This window comes from Ruminococcus sp. 1001136sp1 (assembly GCF_039841815.1).
Taxonomy (GTDB): Bacteria; Bacillota; Clostridia; order Lachnospirales; family Lachnospiraceae; genus Blautia_A; species Blautia_A faecis.
On sequence record NZ_JBDPGY010000025.1, the window covers coordinates 30,840 to 56,821 of the forward strand.

24 protein-coding genes and 1 rRNA gene are annotated in these 25,982 nt (G+C 44.0%); 22 read left to right on the forward strand and 3 right to left on the reverse strand.

The window, feature by feature from the left end; all coding sequences use genetic code 11:
• Genes ABHC48_RS17715 through ABHC48_RS17730 form a run of 4 tightly spaced genes read left to right on the forward strand, consistent with a single transcriptional unit; the run spans position 1 to position 2,769 of the window.
• Positions 1-339 carry a YlbF family regulator gene (locus ABHC48_RS17715; RefSeq protein ID WP_195700282.1) on the forward strand — a complete coding sequence of 113 codons (339 nt, stop codon included), beginning with the start codon at positions 1-3 and terminating at the stop codon, positions 337-339.
• 9 nt (positions 340-348) lie between these two features.
• The gene (locus ABHC48_RS17720) at positions 349-897 is read left to right on the forward strand and encodes an endolytic transglycosylase MltG (protein WP_195700283.1); all 549 of its coding nucleotides are present in this window, start codon (positions 349-351) and stop codon (positions 895-897) included.
• Positions 894-1,550 (forward strand): O-methyltransferase, encoded by a 657-nt coding sequence (locus tag ABHC48_RS17725; protein ID WP_173735245.1) that lies wholly within the window; start codon positions 894-896, stop codon positions 1,548-1,550. The genes ABHC48_RS17720 and ABHC48_RS17725 overlap by 4 nt, the downstream gene beginning before the upstream one ends.
• On the forward strand, positions 1,543-2,769 hold the full coding sequence (locus ABHC48_RS17730; protein WP_118578538.1) for a U32 family peptidase: 1,227 nt from the start codon (positions 1,543-1,545) through the stop codon (positions 2,767-2,769). The genes ABHC48_RS17725 and ABHC48_RS17730 overlap by 8 nt, the downstream gene beginning before the upstream one ends.
• Positions 2,770-2,858: 89 nt before the next feature.
• On the opposite strand, the gene sigK is transcribed toward ABHC48_RS17730, so the two are convergent.
• Entirely contained in the window at positions 2,859-3,488 is a 630-nt protein-coding gene (sigK, locus tag ABHC48_RS17735) for an RNA polymerase sporulation sigma factor SigK (RefSeq protein WP_118578536.1), read from the reverse strand.
• 309 nt (positions 3,489-3,797) lie between these two features.
• Here sigK and ABHC48_RS17740 point away from each other — a divergent pair, with 309 nt between their 5' ends.
• The 12 genes from ABHC48_RS17740 to thrS all read left to right on the forward strand — a co-directional run bounded on the left by ABHC48_RS17740 (position 3,798) and on the right by thrS (position 20,490).
• A complete protein-coding gene (locus ABHC48_RS17740; protein WP_243284592.1) occupies positions 3,798-7,391 on the forward strand; it encodes a DUF5717 family protein in 3,594 nt (1,197 codons plus the stop codon).
• Between the two features lie 4 nt (positions 7,392-7,395).
• Positions 7,396-8,673, forward strand: a complete 1,278-nt coding sequence (locus tag ABHC48_RS17745; protein WP_148461294.1) for a DUF5716 family protein — start codon at positions 7,396-7,398, stop codon at positions 8,671-8,673.
• 12 nt (positions 8,674-8,685) lie between these two features.
• Positions 8,686-9,468 (forward strand): hypothetical protein, encoded by a 783-nt coding sequence (locus ABHC48_RS17750; protein ID WP_195589044.1) that lies wholly within the window; start codon positions 8,686-8,688, stop codon positions 9,466-9,468.
• A gap of 132 nt (positions 9,469-9,600) precedes the next feature.
• On the forward strand, positions 9,601-10,488 hold the full coding sequence (locus tag ABHC48_RS17755) for an amino acid ABC transporter substrate-binding protein (protein WP_195700284.1): 888 nt from the start codon (positions 9,601-9,603) through the stop codon (positions 10,486-10,488).
• A gap of 394 nt (positions 10,489-10,882) precedes the next feature.
• Positions 10,883-11,533 carry an amino acid ABC transporter permease gene (locus tag ABHC48_RS17760; protein ID WP_173716412.1) on the forward strand — a complete coding sequence of 217 codons (651 nt, stop codon included), beginning with the start codon at positions 10,883-10,885 and terminating at the stop codon, positions 11,531-11,533.
• 70 nt (positions 11,534-11,603) lie between these two features.
• Positions 11,604-12,296 carry an amino acid ABC transporter ATP-binding protein gene (locus ABHC48_RS17765; RefSeq protein WP_195700285.1) on the forward strand — a complete coding sequence of 231 codons (693 nt, stop codon included), beginning with the start codon at positions 11,604-11,606 and terminating at the stop codon, positions 12,294-12,296.
• A gap of 95 nt (positions 12,297-12,391) precedes the next feature.
• Positions 12,392-13,825, forward strand: a complete 1,434-nt coding sequence (gene purB / locus ABHC48_RS17770; RefSeq protein ID WP_195700286.1) for an adenylosuccinate lyase — start codon at positions 12,392-12,394, stop codon at positions 13,823-13,825.
• A gap of 61 nt (positions 13,826-13,886) precedes the next feature.
• Positions 13,887-15,167 (forward strand): adenylosuccinate synthase, encoded by a 1,281-nt coding sequence (locus ABHC48_RS17775; protein ID WP_118578517.1) that lies wholly within the window; start codon positions 13,887-13,889, stop codon positions 15,165-15,167.
• 250 nt (positions 15,168-15,417) lie between these two features.
• Entirely contained in the window at positions 15,418-16,239 is an 822-nt protein-coding gene (locus ABHC48_RS17780) for an HAD family phosphatase (protein WP_118578516.1), read from the forward strand.
• A 347-nt stretch (positions 16,240-16,586) separates the two neighbouring features.
• Positions 16,587-17,102, forward strand: a complete 516-nt coding sequence (locus tag ABHC48_RS17785) for an SEC-C metal-binding domain-containing protein (protein ID WP_118578503.1) — start codon at positions 16,587-16,589, stop codon at positions 17,100-17,102.
• Between the two features lie 207 nt (positions 17,103-17,309).
• Positions 17,310-18,056, forward strand: coding sequence for a YdcF family protein (locus ABHC48_RS17790; RefSeq protein ID WP_195700287.1), 747 nt, complete (start codon positions 17,310-17,312; stop codon positions 18,054-18,056).
• 496 nt (positions 18,057-18,552) lie between these two features.
• Positions 18,553-20,490: a threonine--tRNA ligase gene (thrS, locus tag ABHC48_RS17795; protein ID WP_334285811.1), complete on the forward strand. Its 1,938-nt coding sequence runs from the start codon at positions 18,553-18,555 to the stop codon at positions 20,488-20,490.
• Positions 20,491-20,662: 172 nt separating this feature from the next.
• Here the strand turns inward: thrS and ABHC48_RS17800 are convergent, their stop codons facing one another.
• Both ABHC48_RS17800 and ABHC48_RS17805 read right to left on the reverse strand, forming a co-directional pair.
• Complete coding sequence (locus ABHC48_RS17800; protein WP_195700289.1) at positions 20,663-21,532, reverse strand: shikimate dehydrogenase; 870 nt, start codon at positions 21,530-21,532, stop codon at positions 20,663-20,665.
• Positions 21,529-21,729, reverse strand: coding sequence for a DUF6783 domain-containing protein (locus ABHC48_RS17805; protein ID WP_306467801.1), 201 nt, complete (start codon positions 21,727-21,729; stop codon positions 21,529-21,531). The genes ABHC48_RS17800 and ABHC48_RS17805 overlap by 4 nt, the downstream gene beginning before the upstream one ends.
• Here ABHC48_RS17805 and ABHC48_RS17810 point away from each other — a divergent pair.
• The 6 genes from ABHC48_RS17810 to ABHC48_RS17835 all read left to right on the forward strand — a co-directional run.
• Positions 21,649-22,032: a DUF6783 domain-containing protein gene (locus tag ABHC48_RS17810; protein WP_334285812.1), complete on the forward strand. Its 384-nt coding sequence runs from the start codon at positions 21,649-21,651 to the stop codon at positions 22,030-22,032. The genes ABHC48_RS17805 and ABHC48_RS17810 overlap by 81 nt on opposite strands.
• Positions 21,926-22,654 carry a type I 3-dehydroquinate dehydratase gene (aroD, locus tag ABHC48_RS17815; protein WP_334285813.1) on the forward strand — a complete coding sequence of 243 codons (729 nt, stop codon included), beginning with the start codon at positions 21,926-21,928 and terminating at the stop codon, positions 22,652-22,654. Before ABHC48_RS17810 ends, aroD begins: the two co-directional genes overlap by 107 nt.
• Positions 22,655-22,905: 251 nt before the next feature.
• Complete coding sequence (locus ABHC48_RS17820) at positions 22,906-23,751, forward strand: sigma-E processing peptidase SpoIIGA (RefSeq protein WP_195700291.1); 846 nt, start codon at positions 22,906-22,908, stop codon at positions 23,749-23,751.
• 15 nt (positions 23,752-23,766) lie between these two features.
• Complete coding sequence (sigE, locus tag ABHC48_RS17825; protein ID WP_195700292.1) at positions 23,767-24,495, forward strand: RNA polymerase sporulation sigma factor SigE; 729 nt, start codon at positions 23,767-23,769, stop codon at positions 24,493-24,495.
• 194 nt (positions 24,496-24,689) lie between these two features.
• On the forward strand, positions 24,690-25,235 hold the full coding sequence (locus ABHC48_RS17830) for a hypothetical protein (protein ID WP_347505900.1): 546 nt from the start codon (positions 24,690-24,692) through the stop codon (positions 25,233-25,235).
• A 594-nt stretch (positions 25,236-25,829) separates the two neighbouring features.
• Positions 25,830-25,982, forward strand: a 16S ribosomal RNA gene (locus ABHC48_RS17835); the annotation flags it as partial.

The window sequence follows — 25,982 nt, forward strand, 5'->3', positions numbered from 1 at the left end:
ATGAACGAGATAAAAGACTGTATAGATGCACTTCTTGCAGCTGTACAGAACAGTGAAGAATATCAGAAATTTGAGAAATACAGAGATCTTCTGAAGGAGAACCCGGAGCTTATGGACCGTGTGAATGCATTCAGAGGAAACAATTTCAGACTACAGAATGAAGCAAACAGAGATGAGCTGTTCCGGGGAACGGAGCAGCTCAACAGAGAATCCAGGGAGCTGCGCAGAGATCCCCTTGTAAACGCATTTCTTGATGCGGAGCTTGCTCTTTGTAAACTTATGCAGAAGATATGCAGGACACTTACAGAGGGAATCGATCTGGACATTCCTGAGTTATAAGGAGGAAACATGGGTAATACAAGAGATCAGGTGGGAAAAGCAGGGCTTTTTGTAGCTGGTGGAATTTTTCGTACTGCTTTTTACGTCTGTGTTGCAGTGCTGATTTTCTGGATTGGCAAGTCGGCCTATCAGTTTGGCTACAATGTTTTTAACCAGCAGGCAGTCAGCCCGGGAGCAGGTCAGGAAGTGACAGTTGTGATTCCGGAAGGCTCATCCACGTATGATGTAGCCAAGATCCTGAAAAGCAAGGGACTGATCGACGACAGTCTGGTGTTCTTTGCACAGGAGAAACTTTCTACATATAAGGGACAGATGCAGGCTGGAACCTATCTGTTAAGTACAGCTTACACTCCTACACGTATTATGGGTATTCTTGCTGGTGATGAGGAGCAGACTGGTGTTATGCAGGATACTGCCACAGCGGCTGATACAGCGGCCCAGACAGATACTCAGACTACAGATGCAGGAACTGATACAGCTGATACCCAGAGTGCAGATGGTACAGCGGATACTCAGGCAGCTGATGGAACTGCAGGGGAAGGAGAGTCCGGACAGTGATCGTAGAGGAGAGAATGCGCACTTACATCAATTCTCTTGATATGGGGAATACTCCTTTTCTGGAAGAACTGGAAAAAGAAGCTCTTGCAGGAAGGGTGCCCATTATCCGCAAGGAAATGCAGAGCTTTCTGAAAATGTTTCTTGCAGCAACCCGGCCGATGAAAATACTGGAGGTCGGAACTGCAGTAGGTTTTTCCACTCTGCTGATGTGCGAATATGGACCTGAGAATCTGAAAATAACAACAATTGAGAATTATGAAAAAAGGATCCCTATTGCCAGAGAGAATTTCAGGAAGGCAGGACGGGAATCCCAGATAGAGTTCCTTACCGGGGATGCAGGAGAGATCCTGAAAGAACTTACTGGAACTTATGATCTTATTTTTATGGATGCTGCCAAGGGGCAGTATATGAACTGGCTGCCGGATGTGCTTCAATTAATGCATAAGGGCAGCGTTCTTGTTTCTGATAATGTTCTTCAAGAAGGGGACATTATCGAATCCCATTATCTTGTAGAGAGACGCAATCGTACCATTTATAAGCGTATGCGTCAGTATCTCTATGAACTGAAGCACAATCCGCTGCTGGAGACCTCCATCCTTCCGTTAGGAGACGGAGCCTCCATCAGTGTAAAGAAAGAGGAGTCATATGCGTAAACCAGAATTATTAGTTCCGGCAAGCAGTCTTGAGGTTCTGAAGATTGCCACGGTTTTCGGAGCAGACGCTGTTTATATCGGAGGAGAGGCTTTTGGGCTTCGTGCCAAGGCCCGCAATTTTTCAAAAGAAGAGATGGCGCAGGGAATTGCATTTGCCCATGAGCATGGTGTAAAAGTCTATGTGACAGTGAATATTCTTGCGCATAACTATGATCTGGCTGGTGTAAGAGAGTACTTGAAAGAGCTTAAGGAATTAAAACCGGACGCCTTGATCATCGCTGATCCTGGTATTTTTACCTATGCCAAGGAAATCTGTCCGGAGATTGAGCGTCATATCAGTACCCAGGCAAATAACACTAATTACGAAACCTATCGCTTCTGGTACAAGCTTGGAGCGAAGCGTGTGGTAACTGCCCGTGAGCTTTCTTTAGAAGAGATTCGCCAGATCCGTGCCAATATTCCAGATGATATGGAGATTGAGACTTTCATTCACGGAGCGATGTGTATTTCCTATTCCGGACGCTGTCTTCTCAGCAATTTCCTGGTAGGAAGAGATGCAAATCAGGGATCCTGCACACATCCGTGCCGTTGGAAATATTCCATTGTGGAAGAGTCGAGACCCGGGGAGTATATGCCGGTTTATGAGAATGAGCGTGGTACTTACATTTTCAATTCCAAGGATCTTTGCATGATCGAGCACATGGATGACATTCTCACAAGCGGAATCGACAGTTTGAAGATCGAGGGTCGTATGAAGACAGCTCTTTATGTAGCAACTGTCGCACGTACTTACCGCAAGGCTATTGATGATTATCTGGAAGATCCGGCCAAATATCAGGCAAACATGTCCTGGTATCAGGAGCAGATCGCAGGCTGCACTTACCGTAAATTTACAACTGGCTTCTTTTATGGCAAACCAAGCGAGGAAGCACAGATCTATGACAATAATACCTATGAGAAGGGGTATACGTATCTGGGATTTGCAGAAGCTGTAGATGAGAGAGGCTATGTGCAGATTACACAGAGAAACAAGTTTACAGTAGGAGAGATGATCGAGATCATGAAACCGGATGGAACCAATCTTCTGGTTCCTGTAAAAGCTATCTATGATGAGGAGGGCAATTCCGTAGAAAGCGCTCCCCATCCGCAGCAGAAGCTGTTTGTAGATCTTGGCGGTGAGGCAGAGGTTTATGATATCCTCCGCCGTAGTGAAGCATAAGTCTGAGAGTAATTCAGAAAAATAATCGTTACTGGTCACGGAATGAACAGTAACAAATAATCATAGAGGTAAAACTCGCAGAGCGTGTTTTACCCGTTTTCAGGAAAAAGCGTCCGCAATTTTTGCAGGGCGTTTTTTTCAATTCTGGATACATAGGAGCGGCTGATGTGAAGGTGCCTGGCGATTTCCCGCTGCGTCTGTTCCTTTTGCCCAAAGAGACCGAAACGGCAGCAGATCACCTCATATTCTTTGGAAGACAGTACAGACTTCATGGAATCCAGTACATGACGGATATCTTCTCTGGTGGAATACTCTTCCACAACGTCCACTGCCGGTCCTTCCATTACATCCAGAAGACTGATCTCATTGCCTTCTTTGTCTGTACCAATGGGTTCATACAGCGAGATTTCCCGGGAATGCTTCTTGCGGGAGCGGAATAACATAAGCAGTTCATTGTTGATACACTTTCCAGCATATGTGGACAGCCGGGCTGCTTTTGTGGAATCAAATGTGGAGATGGCTTTCATTAATCCAATGGTGCCAATGGAAATCAGATCGTCCAGTTCTACATCTGTTCCCTGATATTTTTTTACTACATGGGCAACAAGCCGCAGGTTACGTTCTATGAGAATATTTTTTGCTTCCATATCGCCCCTTTGGTACTGCTGAAGATAATACTGCTCCTCGGCCATTGTCAAAGGTTTCAAAAATGTCTTCAAATCGCTACCTCAAAGGGGATTTCTATATAGTCTATGAAAAATACAGGCTTTAAGTGCCTGGCTGCCTTTTTTTTACTGCGAAAAAATCGTGGCAGGATTCTTTTTATATTTTACATTGAAATAAAGGGTGAAAATCATTATAATAATGTCAGAGTAACTGCCTGGAGCGTGTTTGAAAAAGGCTCTGGTTCGAAAGAGGCAGTGACAGCGAGTAACAGGATTACTGTTCCGCAGCAATGTTCTGAGAAGCGTGTTGCTGTGAAGTTTGTGGACAGTAACAAGAACACGAAAGACGTAAGGTGAATGATTTTGAAAAAAAAGATCGAACAGCTTTTAAACGGAAAGTTTGAATATGAACAGCCCCAGCTCCTTTTTTCCAAGGAGAAGATTTCCCTGACCATGAAAGCAGGGGAGACGAAGAGAGGGGAAGTGTACGTTGGAACAGAGGATAATCAGAAGATCCGCGGTTATGTTACTTCCTCCAGCCGCCGGGTGGTACCGGGAATGGACCATATTTCAGGAACTACTGTGCGTCTCCCGCTTGGAATTGATACGGTAGGACTTGCTCCCGGAGAAAACCTGAAGGGATGGCTGTGCTTTACTACAAATATTGGAGAGGCCCGTCTTCCTTTTGAAATTGAGATCGAAAAAGAGGAAATACGCAGTTTTTCAGGTGTGGTAGGGAATCTGGACGAATTTGTAAAAGTTGCCCGGGATGATTTTAAAGAGGCATTCCGTATTTTTAAAGATGCCAGCTTCACCAGAATTCTGGAAAATGAGGATCAAAAGATCCAGACACTTTATTATGGTCTGTCCAGACAGCCGGTGACATATCAGCATCTGGAAGAATTTCTCATTGCCGCAGGCAAGAAGGAAAAAGTAACCATAAGTGCCAGAGAGGTGGGCAAAGAATACTATGAGTTGAAAGACTCTTTGAAAGAATCTTTTTATATTCAGAGAAGCGGATGGGGGCATCTGCGCCTTGATGTGGAAGCTGTTGGAGAGTTTCTGGAAGTTCCCCGCAAGGTGGTAACAGACGAAGATTTTATTGGCAGCCATTATGAAGTGGAATATCTGGTACACAAGGAGAAATTAAGACAAGGCAATCAGTTTGGCAAAATTATAGTAAAAAGCCCTTATCAGGAGATTACTTATACCGTTGTTGCATCCACAAGTGGTAAACTGGATGTAGATATCCGTCTGACTCAGGAGAAGAGTAAACTGGATCTTCAAAAAGACTGTCTGGCCTACTTGTGCTATGAGACTGCTGTGGCAAGCTGTCTTGCGGGAAAGGAGAATCCAGGGGTCAACAGCTGGATGGATTTTTCCACCTGGAGTGCAAGCAGCCACTATATTCTGAACCAGCTTCACCAGTCCGGATGTGATTATCCGGAATACCAGATGTATGAGGCCTTTCTTCTTTACATGGAGAACCATCATGAGGAAGCAAGAGTTCTTCTGGAAAGCTATCAGGATAAATCCTATACAAGAGATGATCTGGAGTTTGCTGGAATTTATCTGTATCTGTGCACGCTTACCGGTTTATATAAGGACAAGGTTCACGCCCTGTCCAGAATCCGCAATTTTTACATGCAGAAAAGTGACAGTTTTCCGCTTTTATGGATCCTGCTGAAGCTGGATCCTGCATACAAGGAGACTCCGTCCAAGGCATTATTTGTGCTGGAAGAGCAGTTTGGCAAGGGCTGCAGGAGTCCGTTCCTCTATCTGGAAGCATGGAAGATCATCTGCAAGGACATGACTCTTCTTCACAGACTGAACAGCTTCTGGGGGCAGGTATTCCGCTTCGCGGCAAGAAGAAACCTTCTTACAGAGGAGCTGGTAATGCGCCTTGCATATCTTTCCGGATATGAGAAAGATTATAACGAAAGTATTTATCAGGCATTGGCAAAGGGCTATGATCAGTATTCTTCAGAGGATACCCTGGAAGCCATCTGCAAATATGTGATGAAGGGAAACCCAAGAAAGACCGAATATTTCCGCTGGTTTTCCCTGGCAGTGGAGCATGGGCTGCGTCTTACAAGACTTTATGAGTATTATGTGGAGACTATGGACACTTCCAGACGGATTGAGCTTCCAAAGGCTCTTCTCATGTATTTTACTTACAACAGCGATTCCCTTGGAGATTCCAAGCGGGCATTTATTTATTCCTGCATTATTGCAAATAAGGAAAAAGAGCCGGCAGCATACCAGCGCTATATGTCAGGTATGCGGGATTTCGCCAGGAAAAAACTGGCTGAGGGCAAAATGAATGAGAGCTATGCTGTCTTATATCAGGAGTTTCTGATGGAGCCTCGCACAAAAGAGGCGGCAGATTCCATTGCGCAGAAAATGTTTACCCACCGCCTTTATTTTGATGATAAAAAAGTCCGCTATGTGATCGTTCGTCACAGTCAGATGGAATCAGAGGAGACTTATACCTGTGTTCAGGGCGTAGCTTATCCAAGAATTTATACAGAAGATGCTGCTATCCTTTTTCAGGATGACAAGCAGCGCAGATACAGTGCTACTGTAGATTACAGCTTGAAGAAGACCATGGATGAGGATGGGGCAGTGAGAAAAGTTCTTGCCCTTGGCGTGGACGAGCCAGGTGTGCTTCTTCATTATTGCGAAAGCCATGAACTGGACAAAGATAATCTGGATATTTTTCAAAGACTGGTCAAATCCGATGCTTTTTGCATGGAGTATAAGCAGAAGGTACGTCGCAGGATTCTGGATTATTATGCAGAGCATGTATTTGGCGAAGATCTGGATCAATATTTAAAGCAGATGGATTACCAGGAATACGCCCGTGTGGACAGGCAGAAGCTTCTGGTGGTTCTTATAAGCCGCGGTCTTTTTTCCCAGGCACAGGCCATTGTGGAGGAATTCGGCTATGAGGGTGTGGACATGCGAAGCCTTCTGAAACTGGTGAGCCGCATGATCGTGCGCTGCGACATGCTGGAAGATGAGGAACTTCTGGCTTTGGCATCTGATGTTTACAGAAATGGATTTTATGATGAGGTGATCCTCACATATCTTATGAAATATCGTTTTGGACCTGTGGATGAAATGTTTTCCATCTGGAAAAGTGCTGTGGGATTTGAAATGGATACCTATGATCTGGAGGAAAAAATCCTTCAGCTTCTTATGTTTACCACGGATTACCGCAAGGAGGGAGAGCATGTTCTGGAATCCTACATTCGCCATTCCGGAAGGGAGTGGATCGTAAGCGGATATCTGACCCATGTTTCCTATGGCATTTTTGTAAAAGAATACACCATGAGTCCTTTTGTGAAAAACTGTCTGTTGAATGCATATATGCAGAAATGGATGGTAAATGAAGTCTGCTATCTGGCTTTGTTTAAAGAGCTTTCCAGGGAAAAGAGCAGAAAAGAGGCTCTTCTTACCATAGAAAAAGAGCTTCTGAAAATGTGCATGGACAAAGAAATGGTATTTTCTTTCTTCCACAGACTTCCACCGGAAATTTTGAGCCTGTATCAGATGGATGACAAAACATGTGTGGAATATCACACCAGCCCGGAGGCGAAGGTAACCCTTGTATATGCTTTGGATACCGGACTTGGACGTGCGCTGGAATATAAGACAGAGCCTCTTAAGAATGTATATGAGGGTATTTTTACCAAGCCGTTTACCATGTTTTACGGGGAAACTTTGCATTATTATTTTTCAGAGGAATGTAATGGACAGACCAAAAGAACGCCAGAGCGGGTACTTGGAATGAGTAAGGTGGAAGGTACACCATTCAGCAAGTACCAGATGATTAATCAGATTTTGTCTGCGCGGAAACTGGACAAGCATCATGAGGTGAAACAGGGACTGAAGCAGTATTTCCGCCAGGAACAGTATGTAAAAGAAATGTTTGTCATTACAGAAGAGGACTGAATATATGAATGAAATTCGTGATTTGATCATAGGAATTGATTTTGGAAAAGATTATTCCCAGATCTGCTATTATGACCGGAAAGGGGAGGAACCCTGCTCTGTGTCCATGAAAGTTGGTGCCCAGGAGTTTGAAGCACCTACCTGTATTTGCAGGCGCGGAGAGCATAAAGAGTACACCATTGGTCTTGAGGCAGTTTATTTTGCCCGGGAAAAAGGGGGACAGATGGTGGATGACCTGTATGGAATCTGTAAGAAAGAAGACAGTGTGCAGATTCTGGGAGAACAGGTGGAGCCATGGGAGCTGCTTCAGGTTTTTCTGGAGGGTATGCTGAAATTTCTGGGAGTTGCAGATCTTGTAAAAAATACAAAATGCCTGGTGATCACAAGTCCTGAGCTTGAGGACCCCCAGGTGAAAAATATGGAAAAAGCCTGCCAGGCCATTGGTTTTTCGAAGAATCAGTACATGCTGATAGACCATGGAGAGAGCTTTTATTATTATTCCCTTACCCAGAAAAGAGAGACCTGGAACCGGAGTATCGGCTGGTATTCTTTTCACCAGGATGAAGTGAAGTTTCAGCAGCTGACTATGGACAGCAGCACAAGGCCGGTGCTGGTACGCCTTGAGGAGCCGAAGAAGACGGTCCTCCCATCTCTTACAGCACCTGAAGAAGAGGGAGAGAAGGCCGTGGAAGCCAGAGATGAGGCTTTCCGTGATTTTATTAAGGAGACTCTTGGAACCGGTCTTTTTTCCAGCATTCAGATCACAGGATATGGATTCAGCCCGGATTGGGCGAAAATATCCATTGGAAGCCTTTGCATGCAGCGAAGAAAGGTTTATTATGGAAATAACCTTTTTGCAAAAGGTGCATGTGCAGCTGGAAAGGAGCGCCTTGAGGATAAGATCCTGAAGGGGTACCGTTATATGAGTCCTGCTCTTGTGCTGAAAGATGTGGGAATGGAAATGCGGGTGATGGGTGCACCGGCATATTACCCGCTTATTGAGGCTGGTAAGAACTGGTATGAGTGTAAAGCTGGCTGTGAGCTGATCCTGGATGATATAACAGAGCTCGTTTTTGTTGTTGGAACCTTCGGCGAGAAGCACAAGAAGAAAGTAATTATGGGACTGCCCGGACTTCCTGAGCGTCCCAATAAGACTACAAGACTGTCTCTGGCCCTTGCATATGTGTCACAGAAGAAATGCCGCGTTGTTGTAAAAGATCTTGGATTTGGAGAAATGTTCCCTTCCAGCGGCAAGGTCTGGGACGAACTGGTAGAGTGGTAAAGGAGGCTGGAAATGAGCGGTTATATTTTATGTCAGACAAAAAAGGCGGACAAGCCGTTTTTTGTGGAGAGTATCAATACCAATATTTACTCACTGGAGGAGCTTTGCTACTTTCTGTACCACAATCTTTATCTGGTGGATTCTTCTGTTATAAATGAAAATCTCTGTACCTGGATCAGCGAGGAACTGGATCTGCCAAGGCTGGCAGCCAAGCTACGTCCTCATCTTGGTAAATTTGCCAGCGCGGAGGATGTGCTTTATCCGGTATTTAAGGAGATCAATTATCTTACTTACGATGAGCTGAAGGCATTGAATGTAAAGCTTGCCAAGCTGGATCAGGAGGCACCTCTTCTTCGAAAAAAGAGAAAAGGGGATGCCCTGGTAGCGAATAAGATGTATGTAAGTGCCATCAAGGTGTATCAGCAGCTTCTGAAAAAAGAAGGGCTGGAGCAGATAAGACCGGGACTGACCATGAGTGTGTGGCATAACCTTGGATGTGCGTACAGCTATCTTTTTCAGATGGAGAAAGCAATGGAGTGTTTCTGGGAGGCGTTCCTTACCCAGAGCGATCCTAAGGAGCTGGTTTGCTATCTGCTTGCTTATCGCAGCGTGAAGAAGCCGCAGGAGTATGAGAACAGGCTGAAGGAGCTAAATGTATCGGATGAAGTGAAGGATACTTTAAAAAAGGCATTGGATGAGTTTGCGCAGAAAAAGGAGGTCAGCATAAGACCAGGGAAGGCGGATGAAATGCTGGAGAAGCTGACTGGAGAGTATCATAGGAGCACAGGTTCGTGATGAACCTGTGCTTTTTCTAAAAAACTATATTGACAGAATTACTTTCGTATGCTACCATACAACCATGCTTTAACATGGTAGAGTGAAAACGCACTAAAATAATGAGAATTAGATTTCAGGAGGATAGATATTATGAAAAAAAGAATTCTGGCGATTATGATGAGTGCCTTGATGGCAGCAGGTATCTGCTCTAGTGTAACGGTTTATGCAGATGCCGACAGTAAGACACTGACTGTTGGATTTGATGCAGAGTATCCGCCTTTTGGTTATATGGATGAAAGTGGCGAATATGTTGGTTTTGACCTGGATGTGGCACAGAAGGTATGTGATAATCTTGGATGGGAGCTTGTAAAGAAACCAATTAACTGGGATTCCAAGGATATGGAGCTGAATTCCGGAAATATTGACTGTATCTGGAATGGCTTTACCATCAATGGACGTGAGGATGATTATACATGGTCTGATCCATATCTGAATAACGAGCAGGTTATGGTAGTCACTTCCGATTCCGGAATTGAGACACTGGCAGATCTGGCAGGGAAGAATGTTGTAGTACAGGCTGCATCTGCAGCACTTGATGCTTTGAACAGCGAGGATAACAAAGAACTGACAGACAGTTTTGCATCCCTTACAGAGAATCCGGATTACAATACCGCATTTATGAATATTGATTCTGGCGCAGCTGATGCTGTTGCTGTTGATATCGGAGTTGCCAAATATCAGCTGGCTCAGAGAGAAGAGGGTAAATATAAGATCCTTGACGAGCCGATTCAGAGCGAACAGTACGGTATTGGATTTGCCAAAGGAAACGAGGAGCTTCGTGATACCGTATGGACCGAGGTTATGAAGCTGTATGATGAGGGCGAGATTGATAAACTGGCTGAGCAGTATGGTGTAGCTGACATGCTTTGCCTGGGAGATGAGGAAGCAGCTGATAAGACAGAAGAGAGCACAGATGCGGCAGAAGAAAATGCAGATTCTGATGAGACAGCTGAGGCTGCTGAGGATGAGGCTGAATAATTCACATAGAATATAAACAAGAATATATGTAAAAAAGAGGGTACCTGGCGCACCCTCTTTTCTTAGCGAGAAGGGGTCTGCTCCAAAAGAAGGAGCTTGATTCGCATAATATGATACCAGTGTCAAAAGGTCAAAAAGCTGTTCGTGCTTGCACGATAAGGCTTTTGAACTTGGGACACGCCAAATATGAGAAAGTAGCGATTTACGCAGTAAATCAGCGGATTTCGAATATTTGGAGGATTGCGGGAGCAGCGTAGCTGCGTAGCAATCCGGGTATCAAATGAGTGTCAAAAGACCTTTTGACACTCATATCATAATATGAATTATGGAATGAAATGAAACGTGAAATGCGATCCCTTAGAACACAAGTATCAACAGGAGGAACACAGTAACTATGAGTTTTAGTGTAATGTTAAGCCAGCTTGCAAAGGGAATGACCGTAACTACGGAAATTTTCTTTGTAACCCTTATATTTTCCCTGCCACTTGGCCTTCTGGTCTGTTGGGGTAAAATGTCCAAAATAAAGATAATCAGATGGATCGTTTCTGCTTATATCTCCATTATGCGCGGAACACCTCTTATGCTGCAGCTGATGGTAGTATATTTCGGACCATATTTTATTTTTGGAATCCGAATTTCCATGGGTTACAGCCTGATCGCTGTATTTATTGCTTTTGCAATTAATTATGCCGCTTATTTTGCAGAAATCTACCGTGGTGGAATTGAATCCATGCCAGTAGGTCAGTATGAAGCAGCCAGAATCCTTGGCTACTCAAAAGCACAGACCTTCTTCCGCATCATTCTTCCCCAGGTATTTAAACGGATTTTGCCATCTATTACCAACGAAGTAATCACTCTGGTAAAGGATACTTCATTGGCGTTTGTTGTAGCGGTAGCTGAAATGTTCACTTTGGCGAAACAGATTGCCAGCTCTCAGACCACGATGGTGCCGTTTGTGGTAGCGGCTGTATTTTATTATGTATTTAACCTGCTGGTAGCAGTGATTATGGATAAAGTAGAGAAAAAACTGAACTATTACCGCTAATAATTTATCATCAACCTGCAGTGAATATACATTGTAAAACCGTGTGCGGGTAACCAGAAGGAGTCACTATATGAAATTATTTGAAATGAAACACATAAAGAAAAGTTTCGGAGCCCTGGACGTTCTCCGTGACATTTCCCTGGAAGTAGACGAGGGCGAGGTTCTTAGTATTATCGGTCCCTCCGGCTCGGGTAAGTCTACATTGCTTCGCTGTGCCACTGGTCTGGAGACACCAGACGGCGGCGAAATCATCAAAAACGGAAAAATCGGACTGGTTTTCCAGAATTTTAACCTTTTTCCCCATTTTTCTGTGATTAAAAATATTACAGACGCTCCTATCAAAGTCCAGAAACGAGACAAAAAAGAAGTTTACGCTCAGGCCAGAGAACTGCTGAAGAAAATGGGACTCTCAGATAAAGAAAACTATTATCCATACCAGCTTTCAGGTGGACAGCAGCAGCGAGTTTCCATCGCCAGAGCCCTTTGCATGAACCCGGATATTCTTTTCTTCGATGAGCCCACATCTGCTTTGGATCCGGAGCTCACTGGCGAAATCTTGAAAGTAATCAAAGACCTGGCAGCCGAGCATATCACCATGGTGATTGTTACCCACGAGATGAGCTTTGCCCGTGACATCTCCGACCGGATTATCTTTATGGATGACGGTCTGATCGCAGTGGAAGGCACCCCGGAAGAGGTATTTTCATCAGAACATGTAAGAATGAAGGAATTCCTTGGGAAATTCCATCAGGGTCTTGCTTAAAATCTTTGGATGTTATATAATCCCCTTGTATGTGGAAAAAACAGTTGATCCGCAAAGTAAATGATAAAAACTTACTTAGAAACAGGAGAGAAAGAATGAGTACAGACAGATATACAAGCCCTTTGTCTGAGCGTTATGCCAGCAAGGAAATGCAGTACATTTTTTCACAGGATATGAAATTCCGCACCTGGAGAAGACTCTGGATCGCTCTGGCAGAGACTGAGAAGGAGCTTGGACTGAACATCACCCAGGAACAGATTGATGAACTGAAAGCTCATGCAGACGATATCAACTATGATGTTGCCAAGGCACGTGAGAAAGAAGTACGTCACGATGTTATGTCCCATGTATATGCTTACGGTGTGCAGTGCCCGAAAGCAAAGGGAATCATCCACCTGGGAGCAACATCCTGTTATGTAGGAGATAATACAGACATTATTGTTATGACAGAAGCTCTGAAACTGGTTCAGAAGAAACTGGTAAACGTAATTGCAGAGCTTTCCAAGTTCGCTGACAAATATAAAGATCAGCCTACACTTGCATTTACCCATTTCCAGCCTGCACAGCCAACTACCGTTGGAAAGCGTGCCACACTGTGGATACAGGAATTTATGATGGATCTTGAAGATCTTGAATATGTTCTTGGCACCATTAAGCTTCTTGGTTCTAAAGGTACTACAGGTACACAGGCAAGCTTTCTGGAACTGTTTGAAGGAGACCAGGAGACCATCGACAAGATCGATCCGATGATCGCTGCCAAGATGGGATTCAAGGAATGCTATCCGGTATCCGGACAGACCTATTCCCGTAAAGTTGATACCCGTGTTGTCAATGTTCTGGCAGGAATTGCAGCAAGTGCACACAAGATGTCAAACGATATCCGTCTTCTTCAGCATCTGAAAGAAGTAGAGGAGCCATTTGAGAAATCCCAGATCGGATCTTCCGCTATGGCTTATAAGAGAAACCCGATGAGAAGTGAGCGTATTGCTTCCCTTTCCAGATATGTGATGGTAGATGCCCTGAATCCAGCCATCACCTCTGCTACCCAGTGGTTTGAGAGAACCCTGGATGACTCCGCCAACAAGCGTCTTTCCGTACCGGAAGGCTTCCTTGCAATTGACGGAATCCTGGATCTGTGCCTGAATGTTGTAGATGGCCTTGTGGTTTATCCGAAGGTTATCGAGAAACACATGATGGCTGAGCTGCCATTTATGGCAACTGAGAACATTATGATGGACGCAGTAAAAGCAGGTGGAGACCGTCAGGAGCTTCATGAGCGCATCCGTGAGCTTTCCATGGAAGCAGGCAGGAATGTTAAGGTAGAAGGTAAGGACAACAACCTTCTTGAGCTGATCGCAGCCGATCCGGCATTTAACCTGACTCTGGAAGAGCTTCAGAAAACCATGGATCCGAAGAAATATGTGGGACGTGCCAAAGAGCAGACCGAAAGCTTTATTGCAAAAGTTGTAAATCCGGTTCTGGATTCCCACAAGGAAATGCTTGGAATGACAGCTGAGATTAATGTATGATAAAAGGTTGTTAATTTCTTTTTTTATGAAATTCAGATCAGACACAGGAGGAATTTGAGTTATGATCAAAGCAGTAGTTGGAGCAAACTGGGGAGATGAAGGTAAGGGGAAAATTACCGACATGCTCGCTGAGAAAGCTGATATTATCGTTAGATTCCAGGGTGGTGCAAATGCAGGACATACCATTGTAAACGACTATGGTAAATTCGCACTTCACACTCTGCCGTCAGGTGTATTTTATGGACACACCACAAGTGTGATCGGCAACGGTGTTGCACTGAATATCCCTGTATTTTTCAAAGAATACAATGAGGTTGTAAGCAAAGGTGTTCCGGCACCGAAGATTCTGATCTCTGACAGAGCACAGATGGTTATGCCGTACCACATTCTGTTTGACCAGTATGAGGAAGAGCGTCTGGGAGGCAAATCTTTCGGTTCTACTAAATCCGGTATCGCACCTTTCTATTCTGACAAATATGCAAAAATCGGTTTTCAGGTAAATGAGCTTTTTGACGAGGATCGCCTGAAGGAGAAACTGGCAAGCGTTTGTGAAACTAAGAACGTTCTTCTTGAGCACTTATACCACAAACCGCTTCTGAACGTTGATGAGCTTTTTGCAGAGCTGATGGAATACAAGAAGATGGTTGCACCATATGTATGCGACGTTTCCTTGTATCTGAATAATGCACTGAAAGAGGGCAAGGAGATCCTTCTTGAGGGACAGCTTGGAACTTTGAAAGACCCTGACCATGGTATTTACCCAATGGTTACCTCTTCTTCCACACTGGCAGCATATGGTGCAATCGGAGCAGGTGTGCCTCCATATGAGATCCAGAAGATTGTTGTTGTAAGCAAGGCTTATTCCAGCGCAGTAGGTGCCGGTGCATTTGTTTCCGAGATTTTCGGAGAAGAGGCTGACGAGCTTAGAAGACGCGGTGGTGATGGCGGAGAATACGGCGCTACCACTGGACGTCCGAGACGTATGGGATGGTATGACTGTGTTGCATCTAAATACGGCTGCCGTCTTCAGGGGGCTACAGATGTGGCATTTACAGTACTTGACGTACTTGGCTATCTGGATGAGATCCCGGTTTGTGTTGCTTACGATATCGACGGAGAGATTACCACAGACTTCCCGACCACAGCCAGACTTGAGAAAGCAAAACCGGTGATCGAGAAGCTTCCAGGATGGAAATGCGATATCCGTGGAATAAAGAACTATGAGGATCTTCCGGAGAATTGCAGAAAATACATCGAATTCATCGAGGAGAAGATCGGATACCCGATCACCATGGTTTCCAACGGACCAGGAAGAAACGATATTATTTACAGAAATAAATAATTGGGAAAAAAGCGGCTGCGTATCAGACGCTTGTAAGTAAGAATACATTACTGGTTACAGAGTGATCGGTAATTGAAATGTGACTGCGCCGGAGGTTCTCTCCGGCGTATCTTGTATCTAGTACATCGAATATTAAGTAACTGCCATATTGACTTGTCTGATTTTTATTTGTTGCGCCAATATAGCAGAAACTTAATTTTCGATGCTCTAGATGACAAAAAAGAAAACGGATTTTATAAAGGAATAAAGAATGAAAAATTTTAAACGTGCAGCTGCCATTCTGGGAGTGGTAGTCTTACTGGCAGTTTGCTGTCTGCCTATGATCTTTGCTTTTGGCAGCGGCGACAACGCACAGGGGAATTTTAAGGCAGCAGTAGGTACTGTAATTCTGGTGCCAGTGCTGGCTTATGTATTTCTTATGGTTTATAAACTTTTGAAGAAAGAGGAAAAGGAGGTCGCAGGCGAAGTGAAAAACATAATTTTTGATGTGGGACAGGTATTGGTTTCCTATGATTGGGAAAGCTATCTGAAAGCGTTCCACTTTTCGGCAGAAGAAGAGAAGCTGATTGCTGAGAAGGTTTTTAAGAGCCAGATCTGGAATGAGCGTGACCGTGGCCTGTTTCCTGAAGAAGAATACCGGAAACAGTTTATCGCAGAACTTCCGGCCGAGTACGAAGCGGATGTAAAGCGTGTGATCGAAGAATCAGGAAAAACAATTGGAATTAAGGATTACGCCGAAACCTGGACCAGCTATCTGAAAAGCCAGGGCTATCATCTGTACATTCTGTCAAACTACAGCCAATTCATGCTGGATCAGACAAGACCAGGTAAAATGCCTTTTCTGAAAAATATGGATGGTGTGATTTTCTCCTGTGAGGTTCAGCAGATCAAACCGGAGGCTGATATTTATGAGACACTTCTTTCCAGATTCGGTTTAAAACCGGAGGAGAGCGTTTTCCTGGATGACCGCCCGGAGAACTGCGAGGCTGCAAGAAAGCTTGGTATTCATGCCATTGAATTCCATGATCTGAAGCAGGCTGCAAAGGAACTGGAGAAGCTTGGAGTAAAATAGAAAAAAACAGCAAAACAGGAAAGTTAACGCCCCGGCTTCAGCTAGTACTTCAGAAGCCGGGGCGTTTCGGGGAGGATATAAGTTAATCTCGCTTATCTTTTGTATTGCATCATCATTGAAGGGGGTTCAATGAATTTGTTGGTTCATTTTACTGAACACTCATAGTATGAACCTGTTGCAGTCTTTTTATACATATGTTACAGAAAAATAGTATGAATTTTATGAAAAATCTGCAAGAAAATTTTGGAGAAAAAATAAGATTTGTGTTTTTCAGCAAAAGATGGTATAATAATTTTCAGCTGTAAAACGGCATAATTACGAAATTTTGTTGAAAAGAGGAATAAGAAATGAGCGACAAGACCATTTTAGAGCAGTGGCGTGCCATTGCCTATGACCAGCAGGCAGATCGTAATAAACTTCAGCAGTTCTGGGCAAAATATTTTAACATTGAGAAGAACATTTATGCACAGCTTCTTGAGAATCCGGACGAAGTAGTTACTGGTACAGTTAAAGAGCTGGCTGAGAAATATAATCAGGAAGTGCTCACCATGGTTGGTTTCCTTGATGGAATCAATGACAGCCTTAAGGTTCAGAATCCGATCGAGACTATGGATGAGAATACTACCGTAAGTCTTTGCTTTGACAAAGAGCTTCTTTACAAGAATATGGTAGACGCTAAGGCTGACTGGCTTTATAATCTTCCACAGTGGGACAAGATCTTTACCCCGGAGAAACGTAAAGAGCTTTATCTTGAGCAGAAGAAATCCGGTACTGTTGTTAAGGCACACAAGATCGGACGTAACGATCCGTGTCCATGCGGAAGCGGAAAGAAATATAAATTCTGCTGCGGAAGAAATAAATAAGAGAATGTGAATACTGACCGGTATCCGGTGGATTCCGGCTGTGGGGACGGATTGCAATGGTGGATAACTGCCAGGCAATCCGTTTCGTGTATATTTATAGGAAAATTAGTTGATTTATGAGTTCTACAAGTATGAATCAGTTTGCTTTGTGCGAGTAATGAGTGAAACACGCAGAGTGGATTTGAATTTAGAAAGAGAGAAGAGAATTTGAGTTTATTTTGTTTTTGCGCCGGGATTTTAAGCCTGGCTTATTATGTGCTGATCGTGGTATATGCTGGCATTACAGCTGATTTTGCCTGGTTCTGGGTACTGCTTACAGCGGTTCTGGAAGGCAGCGCAGTACTGATCCGCTATGGCAGAAATCATCCGGGAATTTTCCCTGGATGGCTGGGAACTGTGATCATGGTGGCTGTGCTGATCGGAAGTGTCTGTTTTGGATTTATCTGCAGCCGTGTAATTTCCGGAATGAAGTCTTCCGGGAAAAAGAACCTGGATTATGTAGTTGTGTTAGGCGCTCATGTAAAAGGAGATGTACCATCCAAGGCCCTGGAACTTCGTCTGAAGGCGGCACTGAAATATGCCAGGGAGAATGAAGATACCACGCTGATCCTTTCCGGCGGACAGGGCTTGGGGGAGGATATTACGGAAGCAAAATGTATGGAGAATTATCTGACAGCGCATGGTATTTCACAGGAGCGGCTGGTGTTGGAAGAGAAGTCTACAAGCACGAAAGAAAATCTGAAATTTTCCGATGAGCTTACCGGGTGCAGTAAGAAAAATACGGGAATATTGTCAAATAATTTTCACGTGTACCGGGCAGTAAAATTGGCGGAAAAGCTGGGATATAAACATCCTTATGGAATTGCGGCGGTATCAGATCCTATTATGCAGGTGCATTATGTGGTGCGGGAAGTAGCAGCACTTGTAAAAGAAAAACTTCGGGGAAATATCTAATTTTTTATCATCTTTATTTTGCAGATTATTGACAAACCCAAAACCCAAGGCTATAATGGGACACAGTGATAAGAAAACACGTTGACGAGAAGAGTAAACTGTGGAATGTTTCAGAGAGAGGCAGGCGGCTGGAAATGCCTTATCAGGAAACAGTTGAAAACTACCTCCGAGTGGCCCTAATCCGGTCCGGTGATTCCGTTACCATCAAATAAGTGGCCTGGTTTACAGATACGTATGCTATGGCAAGCAGGGTGGAACCGCGAGTATATTCGTCCCTTACAGTGTGAAAGCATTGTAAGGGGCTTTTTGTTTTTCACGAGCAATGAGTTAAAGTCCACGCTTGTGTGTGACCTTGGTGACTTCCGCTCGTCTCGTCCCTGCATGGGAGTACAGGAAATGCTTTGTTTTCAGTGCTCAGTCAAACGTTACCATACGTTTTTTCGTATCAGACAGTTTTCTGCCGGATACAGTTTCAGAAAAAGAAAAGGAGACACGAATCATGATTATCACATTAAAAGACGGTTCTAAAAAAGAATACGCAGAAGCAAAATCCGTTATCGACATTGCATCTGATATCAGCGAAGGCCTTGCAAGAGCTGCCTGTGCAGGCGAGGTTGACGGAGAAGTTGTTGACCTTAGACATGTAGTTGACAAGGACTGCGAGTTAAGCATCCTGACATTTGAGGATGAGGGCGGAAAAGGCGCTTTCCGTCACACCACATCCCACATTATGGCACAGGCGATCAAGAGACTGTACCCGGATGTAAAGCTTGCAATCGGCCCATCTATTGCAGACGGATTTTATTATGATATTGACAGCGAGAACCCGATCACCACAGAGGATCTTGCAAAGATCGAAGCAGAGATGAAGAAAGTGGTTAAAGAAGCTCTTCCGATCACCCGCTTTACCAAATCCAGAGAAGAAGCGATCGCATTCTTCAAAGAGAAAAATGAGCCATATAAAGTGGAGCTTATCGAAGATCTTCCAGAAGATGCCGAGATCAGCTTTTATCAGCAGGGTGAGTTTGTTGACCTTTGTGCAGGACCTCACCTTATGACAACCAAACCGGTAAAAGCATTTAAGCTTACCAGTATTGCAGGTGCTTACTGGAGAGGAAGCGAGAAGAATAAAATGCTTACCAGAATCTACGGAACTTCTTTCACAAAGAAAGCAGATCTGGACGAATATATTACCCGTATGGAAGAGGCTAAGAAACGTGACCACAGAAAGCTTGGTAAAGAGCTTGGTCTGTTCATGATGAGCGACGAAGGTCCTGGATTTCCGTTCTTCCTTCCTAAGGGAATGGTTCTGAAGAATACTCTTCTTGATTACTGGAGAGAAATCCATCAGAAAGCAGGATATGTTGAGATTTCCACACCGATCATGCTGGCACGTCATCTTTGGGAGACATCCGGACACTGGGATCATTACAAAGAAAATATGTATACAACTGTAATTGACGATCAGGATTTTGCAATCAAGCCAATGAACTGTCCGGGAGGTATTCTTGTATACCAGTCAGAACCACGTTCTTACCGTGATCTGCCGCTTCGTATGGGTGAGCTTGGTCTGGTACATCGTCATGAAAAATCCGGACAGCTTCACGGACTTATGCGTGTACGCTGCTTTACACAGGATGATGCCCATATCTTTATGATGCCGGAGCAGATCCGTGAGGAGATCAAAGGGGTTGCAAAACTGATTGACGAGGTATATCAGCTGTTTGGTTTCAAATATCACGTAGAGCTTTCCACACGTCCGGAAGATTCCATGGGAAGTGATGAGGACTGGGAGATGGCTACAGACGCTCTTCGCGGAGCTCTTGACGACCTCGGGCTTAATTATGTAGTAAATGAGGGAGACGGAGCGTTCTACGGACCGAAGATTGACTTCCATCTTGAGGACTCCATCGGAAGAACCTGGCAGTGTGGTACTATCCAGCTTGATTTCCAGCTTCCGCTCCGTTTTAATTGTGAATATGTTGGTGCTGACGGCGAGAAACATCGTCCGATCATGATCCACCGTGTTGCTTTTGGATCCATCGAGCGTTTTATCGGTATTTTGATCGAGCATTTTGCAGGTGCATTCCCAACATGGCTTGCTCCTGTACAGGTGAAGGTGCTTCCGATTTCTGATAAATATATGGATTATGCAGAAAAGGTTGTAAACGAGCTGAAAGAGGCTGGTATTCGTGTCGAAATTGATACCCGTGCTGAGAAAATCGGTTACAAGATCCGTGAGGCAAGACTTCAGAAGATTCCTTATATGCTGGTTGTTGGTGCCAAAGAAGAGGAAGAGGGCAAAGTTTCTGTAAGAAGCCGTTTCCTGGGAGATGAAGGAGCGAAGAATCTTGGAGAGTTCATTACTTCTATCAAAGCTGAGATCAAGAGCAGAGAGAACCGTAAGGTAGAGGTTCAGGAAGAGCAGAAATAAGCCGGATTTTCCGAAAAGTTTTAAGTGAATAAATAGGAACGTGATTTCCATATAAAAGAAAGGCGCTGCTGTGAGATGCGGCGCCTTTCTTGAAAATATTAACATTGTTATAAAATATAGCTGGATTAGGTGAAAAAATATATAATCTTGTGAATTATAGCAGATGAATGCATTATTCGGAAAAGTATTTCGCCTTAATTTCCTCCACTGGCATTTCTTTTCCTGTCCACAGACGGAACGCTTCAGCCCCCTGGTAAAGCAGCATATACATACCGTTGAAGGTGCGGCAACCAGCCTCTCTTGCTTCGCGCAAGAAGCGCGTCTCACGGGGATTGTAGATCACATCTGACACGATCAGATCCGGATGATAAAGACTGGTATCTTCAATAATGGACCCTTCTGTATCAGGAGCCATCCCCACTGAGGTGGCATTGAGAAGAAGCGCACTCTCGGAGATAGCCTGTGCCAGTTCTTCTTTATCCTTGTTTTCGTGAAGAATGGCCTGGCAGGGAAGAGTGGCGTTGATATTTTCCACCAGCTTCTGTGTGCGGTTCCAGAAACGACTGGTCTCACGGGCAAAAATATGGATTTTTTTTACCCCGTCAAGGGCAGCCTGTGCACAGATGGCAGTAGCTGCACCACCGGCCCCCATGATGGTGATGGTTTTTCCGATCACATCATATCCTGCATCTCTGACAGCCTGCATGTATCCTACACCGTCAGTGTTATAGCCGGTAAGGCGTCCATTGTCATTGACTACGGTGTTCACAGCGCCGATCAGTCGGGCAGCAGGGGAAAGCTCGTCCAGAAGCTCCACGATCTTGTTTTTGTTTGGCATGGTAAGGTTGAAGCCACGGATTCCGCAAGTTTTCAGTCCCATGACAGCAGTTTCCAGATTTTCCTCGTTTACATTGAAGCAAAGATAAGTGTAATCAAGATCAAGAAGATGGAATGCTTCATTGTGCATAAGTGGTGAAATACTGTGTGCCACCGGACTTCCAAGAAGTGCGGTAAGCTGTGTGTGACCGGTAATTGTGATCATAAGGTACCTCCTGAAGTTTCTATTATTTTGAAAGTCCAAGGCAATAGCAGTGACTGATCCGGGGTAGAGCGTGTTTGAAAAATCATTCCCGCAATCTGCACGCCCCACTTTGCGGTATATTTCACCCGAATTCGGTTGCCGTAGCCCGCTACGGCGCCCTCATCCGAGCGAAATCTCCCACAAATTGTGACGCACATCTTGCAGAAAGCCTTTTTCAAACACGCTCTAGTATGAACAGCCTTAAGATATTGGAATATGAACTTTCATTTAGTTTAAAACTGGAAATCATTAAAGCGTTACTAAGTATATATTATTCTATGAGAAAGGAGATGTCAAGAAATGACAAAACCTATTCAGATAAAGAACCTGACCATTGGAGCAGGAATCCCGAAAATCTGCGTTCCTCTTACTGGAACCACCAGAGAAAAAATCTGCCAGGAAGCAGAGGATGCCCAAAAAGCAGCTGCAGATCTGGTGGAATGGCGTGCAGATTTCTTTGAAGAACTGATGAATCCGGAAGCCTGCCAGAATGTGCTTGAAGCGTTGGCAGAAATTCTTGGTGAAACACCACTGCTTTTTACAATCCGGACAAGTGAGGAAGGCGGAAATATTACCATTTCTCTGGAGGATTACGCTGCCTGCAATATAAATATTGCAAAAGGCAAAAAGGCAGACCTGGTTGATGTGGAAGTTATGAGTAATTCGGAAGAGAAGAAAAAGCTGGTGGCAGAGCTTCAAAAAGAAGGAGTCAAAGTGATCGCTTCTTCCCATGATTTCCACAAAACAGACAGTCAGGAGGTTCTTTTAAACCGCTTCCGCGAAATGGAAAAATCAGGCGCTGATATTTTGAAAATGGCGGTAATGCCTCATGGTTTCGAAGACGTGGCAGCAATTATGGAGGCAACAAATGCTATGAGACAGGAGTGCGAAAAGCCTTTGGTATCCATGGCAATGGGAAGTATTGGTTCTATTACCCGAATTTCCGGAGAGAACTTCGGCTCTGGCATTACCTTTGGAACAGTTGGCGCCGCATCTGCACCGGGACAGTTTCCGATTGGAGAACTGAGAAGTCTTCTGGATGCTTTACATGAGAAAAATGAAGAAGACGAATTAAAGCAGTAGAATTAATTTTGCACGAAGCATGAAAAAATGAATTGCTTTAATTGAAAATAATATTGACAGAATTAATTTAGAACAAAATAACGAAAAATGAAAGATCATGCTGTCGATTTGAGGCGAGAAATTCTTAGGATTTCCCGCCCCTTTTTGACAAAATCTGCGCCCTCTGTGACCGTATAATGGGTTCACTTACCAAAGTGAAGGATTGACGTTACCGCAAAAGGTAACGGACGACAGGCCACAGGGGGCTTTTTATGTATTATGACGTATACATAGACATCGTCTTTCTGACGAATCTTTTAATGGATTACGTTCTTCTTCGCATTGTAGGAAAGCTTTTCCTGCGAAAAAGAAATCGTGGAAGGATTTTGCTGGCGGCAGCCGTTGGCGCTCTGTTTTCCTGCCTCATTTTATATGTACTGCCGGATATGATTTTTCCTGCAAAGGTACTGCTCCATGGCGGCTGTGCCTGGGGCATGCTGGTTCTTGGACTGGATCTTAAGAAAAACGGACTTCTGGTAAAAGCTCTGGTGACTGTTTACCTGATGGCTTTTTTCATGGGAGGTCTTATGGAAGCGGCACCTGTAAAAAAGGCGACACCCATACGTTTTTTGATTGTTGCCGCAGGAGCCTACATGGGACTTAATGCACTGATCTATCTTAGCGATTCTTTCCGTGCCAGATGGAAAAATATTTATCCAGTTACCCTGTCCTATCGGGGAAATGTACAACCGTTTTTCGGGCTTTGGGATACAGGAAATTTTCTTGTAGACCCCATCAGCCAGAAGGAGGTATTTATTATAAAACCGGAGGTTCTGGAAGCATTGCTTCCGCAGGAAAATGCAGACAGGCTGAAACACCTTAAGGAGAACCCAGGGGAGCTGGAAGGTACAGAGCCGGCTGACTTGCATCCGCACTTTTTGCCCTATAAGACAATCGGGGAGGAAGGCGTGCTGCTGGCAGTGGTGTTAGATGACCTTTGTATTCACACTCCCAGGGAGGTGATTCATGTGGCAAATCCGGTGCTGGCGCTGGCCGTGGAACCCTCTGCTTTGGGAAAAGAGTACCAGGTACTGTTGAATTCCAGAATTTTGCATTAGGAGGGGGACTTATTCATGAACAGATCAGCAAGTGCAGCGTATTATCCATTTCAGGTAATGCCCAGATTCCTGCTCGGCAGACAGGGAGAGGTTTATTATATTGGTGGAAGTGATATTCTGCCGCCGCCACTGGAAACACAAAGAGAAGCGAGGATCCTTGAAAAACTGGGTACACCAGAGGAGAAAGAAGCTAAGTCTACCTTGATCGAGCACAATCTCAGGCTGGTGGTCTATATAGCCAAAAAGTTTGATAATACAGGTGTGAGTGTGGAGGATCTGATCTCCATTGGCACTATCGGGTTGATTAAGGCAATCAATACTTTTAACCCGGTAAAAAATATTAAGCTGGCTACGTATGCATCCAGATGTATTGAAAACGAAATTCTTATGTATCTCAGACGCAATAGTAAGACGAAAATGGAGGTTTCCATAGATGAGCCTCTGAATGTGGACTGGGACGGAAACGAGCTTTTGCTTTCCGATATTTTGGGAACGGATGATGATGTGATCTCCCAGAGGCTGGAGAACGAGGTGGAGATCAAGCTTCTTGGAAAAGCAATTTCCAAACTTTCTCCAAGGGAGCAGACGATTATCAAACTGCGGTTCGGGCTTGGAAGACAGGAGGGAAAGGAAAAAACACAGAAAGAAGTGGCGGACCTTCTGGGGATTTCACAGTCTTATATTTCCAGGCTGGAAAAAAGGATCATGAAGAGGCTGAAGAAGGAAATTGTAAAGTATGAGTAAAAGTGAGTAGTTGCAAATTGAAGCTTTGCATGATTTGCTTCTGTTGTCCATACTGTCCAGCCTCTTAAATATTCGTGGCCTCTTTGCCCATGGAAGCATGGTTTGAATGAAATTTTATATCAAAGTAATAAAATGGAGTAAGCAGGCTATGAGGCTGATTTGGAAACTATATTTAACGAAAAGAAGGGCAGAATATGGGCGTGTATTGGAATAATAACGGCAAAAATGGGAATTCTACAATAGACATAGAGGATAGTTTTATTATTTCATATGTAAAGAAATGGATTTACAGTAAAGGAGACACGCTTATGAATGCCGATGTAGAATTTCTAAACTATGTGTATCAGAATTCCCAGATGGGTATAGACACCTTGGAGCAGCTGCTTGAGATTACGGAAGACGAAAAATTGCAGACATATCTGGAAAAGCAAATCGAGGGCTATCGAAAGTTTCATAATGAAGCCAGGGATATTCTGAATCGGAGCGGATATGACGAAAAAGGTCTTGGCACCTTTGAAAAAATCCGCACCTACCTTATGGTTAACCTCCAGACCATGGCCGACGACTCCACCTCCCACATCGCCAAAATGCTGATCCAGGGCAGCAGCATGGGAATTACCGAAGCCGTGAAAAAGCTTCATCAGTACGAAAATGATGTGGAGAAAGACATCAAAAAGCTGATGGAACGGCTGCAGGAATTTGAAGAGGAGAATGTGGAAAAATTGAAGGAATTTCTGTAGGAAATAAGGTGGCGGGGGAGATGCTTCCAGATGAGGAAAGTATTTTATCCTCCGCTAGTTTTGTGCAAGGATACTATGAAATTACAATTATTCATGGGCTGCTTTGCAAGAAAAAGAGTTCGACATGATTCGACAAATAATTTGAACAAAAAAATATAAACTTTTTTGTAAAAAGTGCTTGACGATTCCTTGCGGCAGTGGTATAGTAAATAATCTGTCGCAAGGAATTGCTTCTGAAATACTGAAAAATAAAATAATTTTCAGAAAATTTAAATTAACTGTTGACAAATGACTAAACTTATGATAAAGTAACCAAGTCGTTTGAACAGAACGACAGAAACCAACAACTTTAGACAGGGTCTTGAAAATCTGAAAAACTTTTGAAAAAAGTGCTTGACAAGATTTGAAAGATATGATAAAGTAAACAGGATGTCGCAAAGAGATGACAGCGAAACAACCTTGATAACTAAACAGTGAAACACATACGATTCTCGAAAATTCTTAACGAATCATCATTCAAATGAATGAACTTTTTATAACAGTAATGACGAGAGATAACTAAGCTAGTTGGTTGTCTTGAGTGAATCAAACATTTTATCAGAGAGTTTGATCCTGGCTCAGGATGAACGCTGGCGGCGTGCTTAACACATGCAAGTCGAACGGGAAACATTTCATTGAGGCTTCGGCGGATTTGATCTGTTTCTAGTGGCGGACGGGTGAGTAACGCGTGGGTAACCTGCCTTATAC

Coding starts and splice junctions, on each gene's coding strand:
- ABHC48_RS17715 (WP_195700282.1), top strand. CDS start 1: ATGAACGAGATAAAAGACTGTATAGATGCACTTCTTGCAGCTGTACAG.
- ABHC48_RS17720 (WP_195700283.1), top strand. CDS start 349: ATGGGTAATACAAGAGATCAGGTGGGAAAAGCAGGGCTTTTTGTAGCT.
- ABHC48_RS17730 (WP_118578538.1), top strand. CDS start 1,543: ATGCGTAAACCAGAATTATTAGTTCCGGCAAGCAGTCTTGAGGTTCTG.
- ABHC48_RS17745 (WP_148461294.1), top strand. CDS start 7,396: ATGAATGAAATTCGTGATTTGATCATAGGAATTGATTTTGGAAAAGAT.
- ABHC48_RS17750 (WP_195589044.1), top strand. CDS start 8,686: ATGAGCGGTTATATTTTATGTCAGACAAAAAAGGCGGACAAGCCGTTT.
- ABHC48_RS17755 (WP_195700284.1), top strand. CDS start 9,601: ATGAAAAAAAGAATTCTGGCGATTATGATGAGTGCCTTGATGGCAGCA.
- ABHC48_RS17760 (WP_173716412.1), top strand. CDS start 10,883: ATGAGTTTTAGTGTAATGTTAAGCCAGCTTGCAAAGGGAATGACCGTA.
- ABHC48_RS17765 (WP_195700285.1), top strand. CDS start 11,604: ATGAAATTATTTGAAATGAAACACATAAAGAAAAGTTTCGGAGCCCTG.
- purB (WP_195700286.1), top strand. CDS start 12,392: ATGAGTACAGACAGATATACAAGCCCTTTGTCTGAGCGTTATGCCAGC.
- ABHC48_RS17775 (WP_118578517.1), top strand. CDS start 13,887: ATGATCAAAGCAGTAGTTGGAGCAAACTGGGGAGATGAAGGTAAGGGG.
- ABHC48_RS17780 (WP_118578516.1), top strand. CDS start 15,418: ATGAAAAATTTTAAACGTGCAGCTGCCATTCTGGGAGTGGTAGTCTTA.
- ABHC48_RS17785 (WP_118578503.1), top strand. CDS start 16,587: ATGAGCGACAAGACCATTTTAGAGCAGTGGCGTGCCATTGCCTATGAC.
- ABHC48_RS17800 (WP_195700289.1), bottom strand. CDS start 21,532: ATGATCACAATTACCGGTCACACACAGCTTACCGCACTTCTTGGAAGT.
- ABHC48_RS17805 (WP_306467801.1), bottom strand. CDS start 21,729: ATGTGCGTCACAATTTGTGGGAGATTTCGCTCGGATGAGGGCGCCGTA.
- ABHC48_RS17820 (WP_195700291.1), top strand. CDS start 22,906: ATGTATTATGACGTATACATAGACATCGTCTTTCTGACGAATCTTTTA.
- sigE (WP_195700292.1), top strand. CDS start 23,767: ATGAACAGATCAGCAAGTGCAGCGTATTATCCATTTCAGGTAATGCCC.
- ABHC48_RS17830 (WP_347505900.1), top strand. CDS start 24,690: ATGGGCGTGTATTGGAATAATAACGGCAAAAATGGGAATTCTACAATA.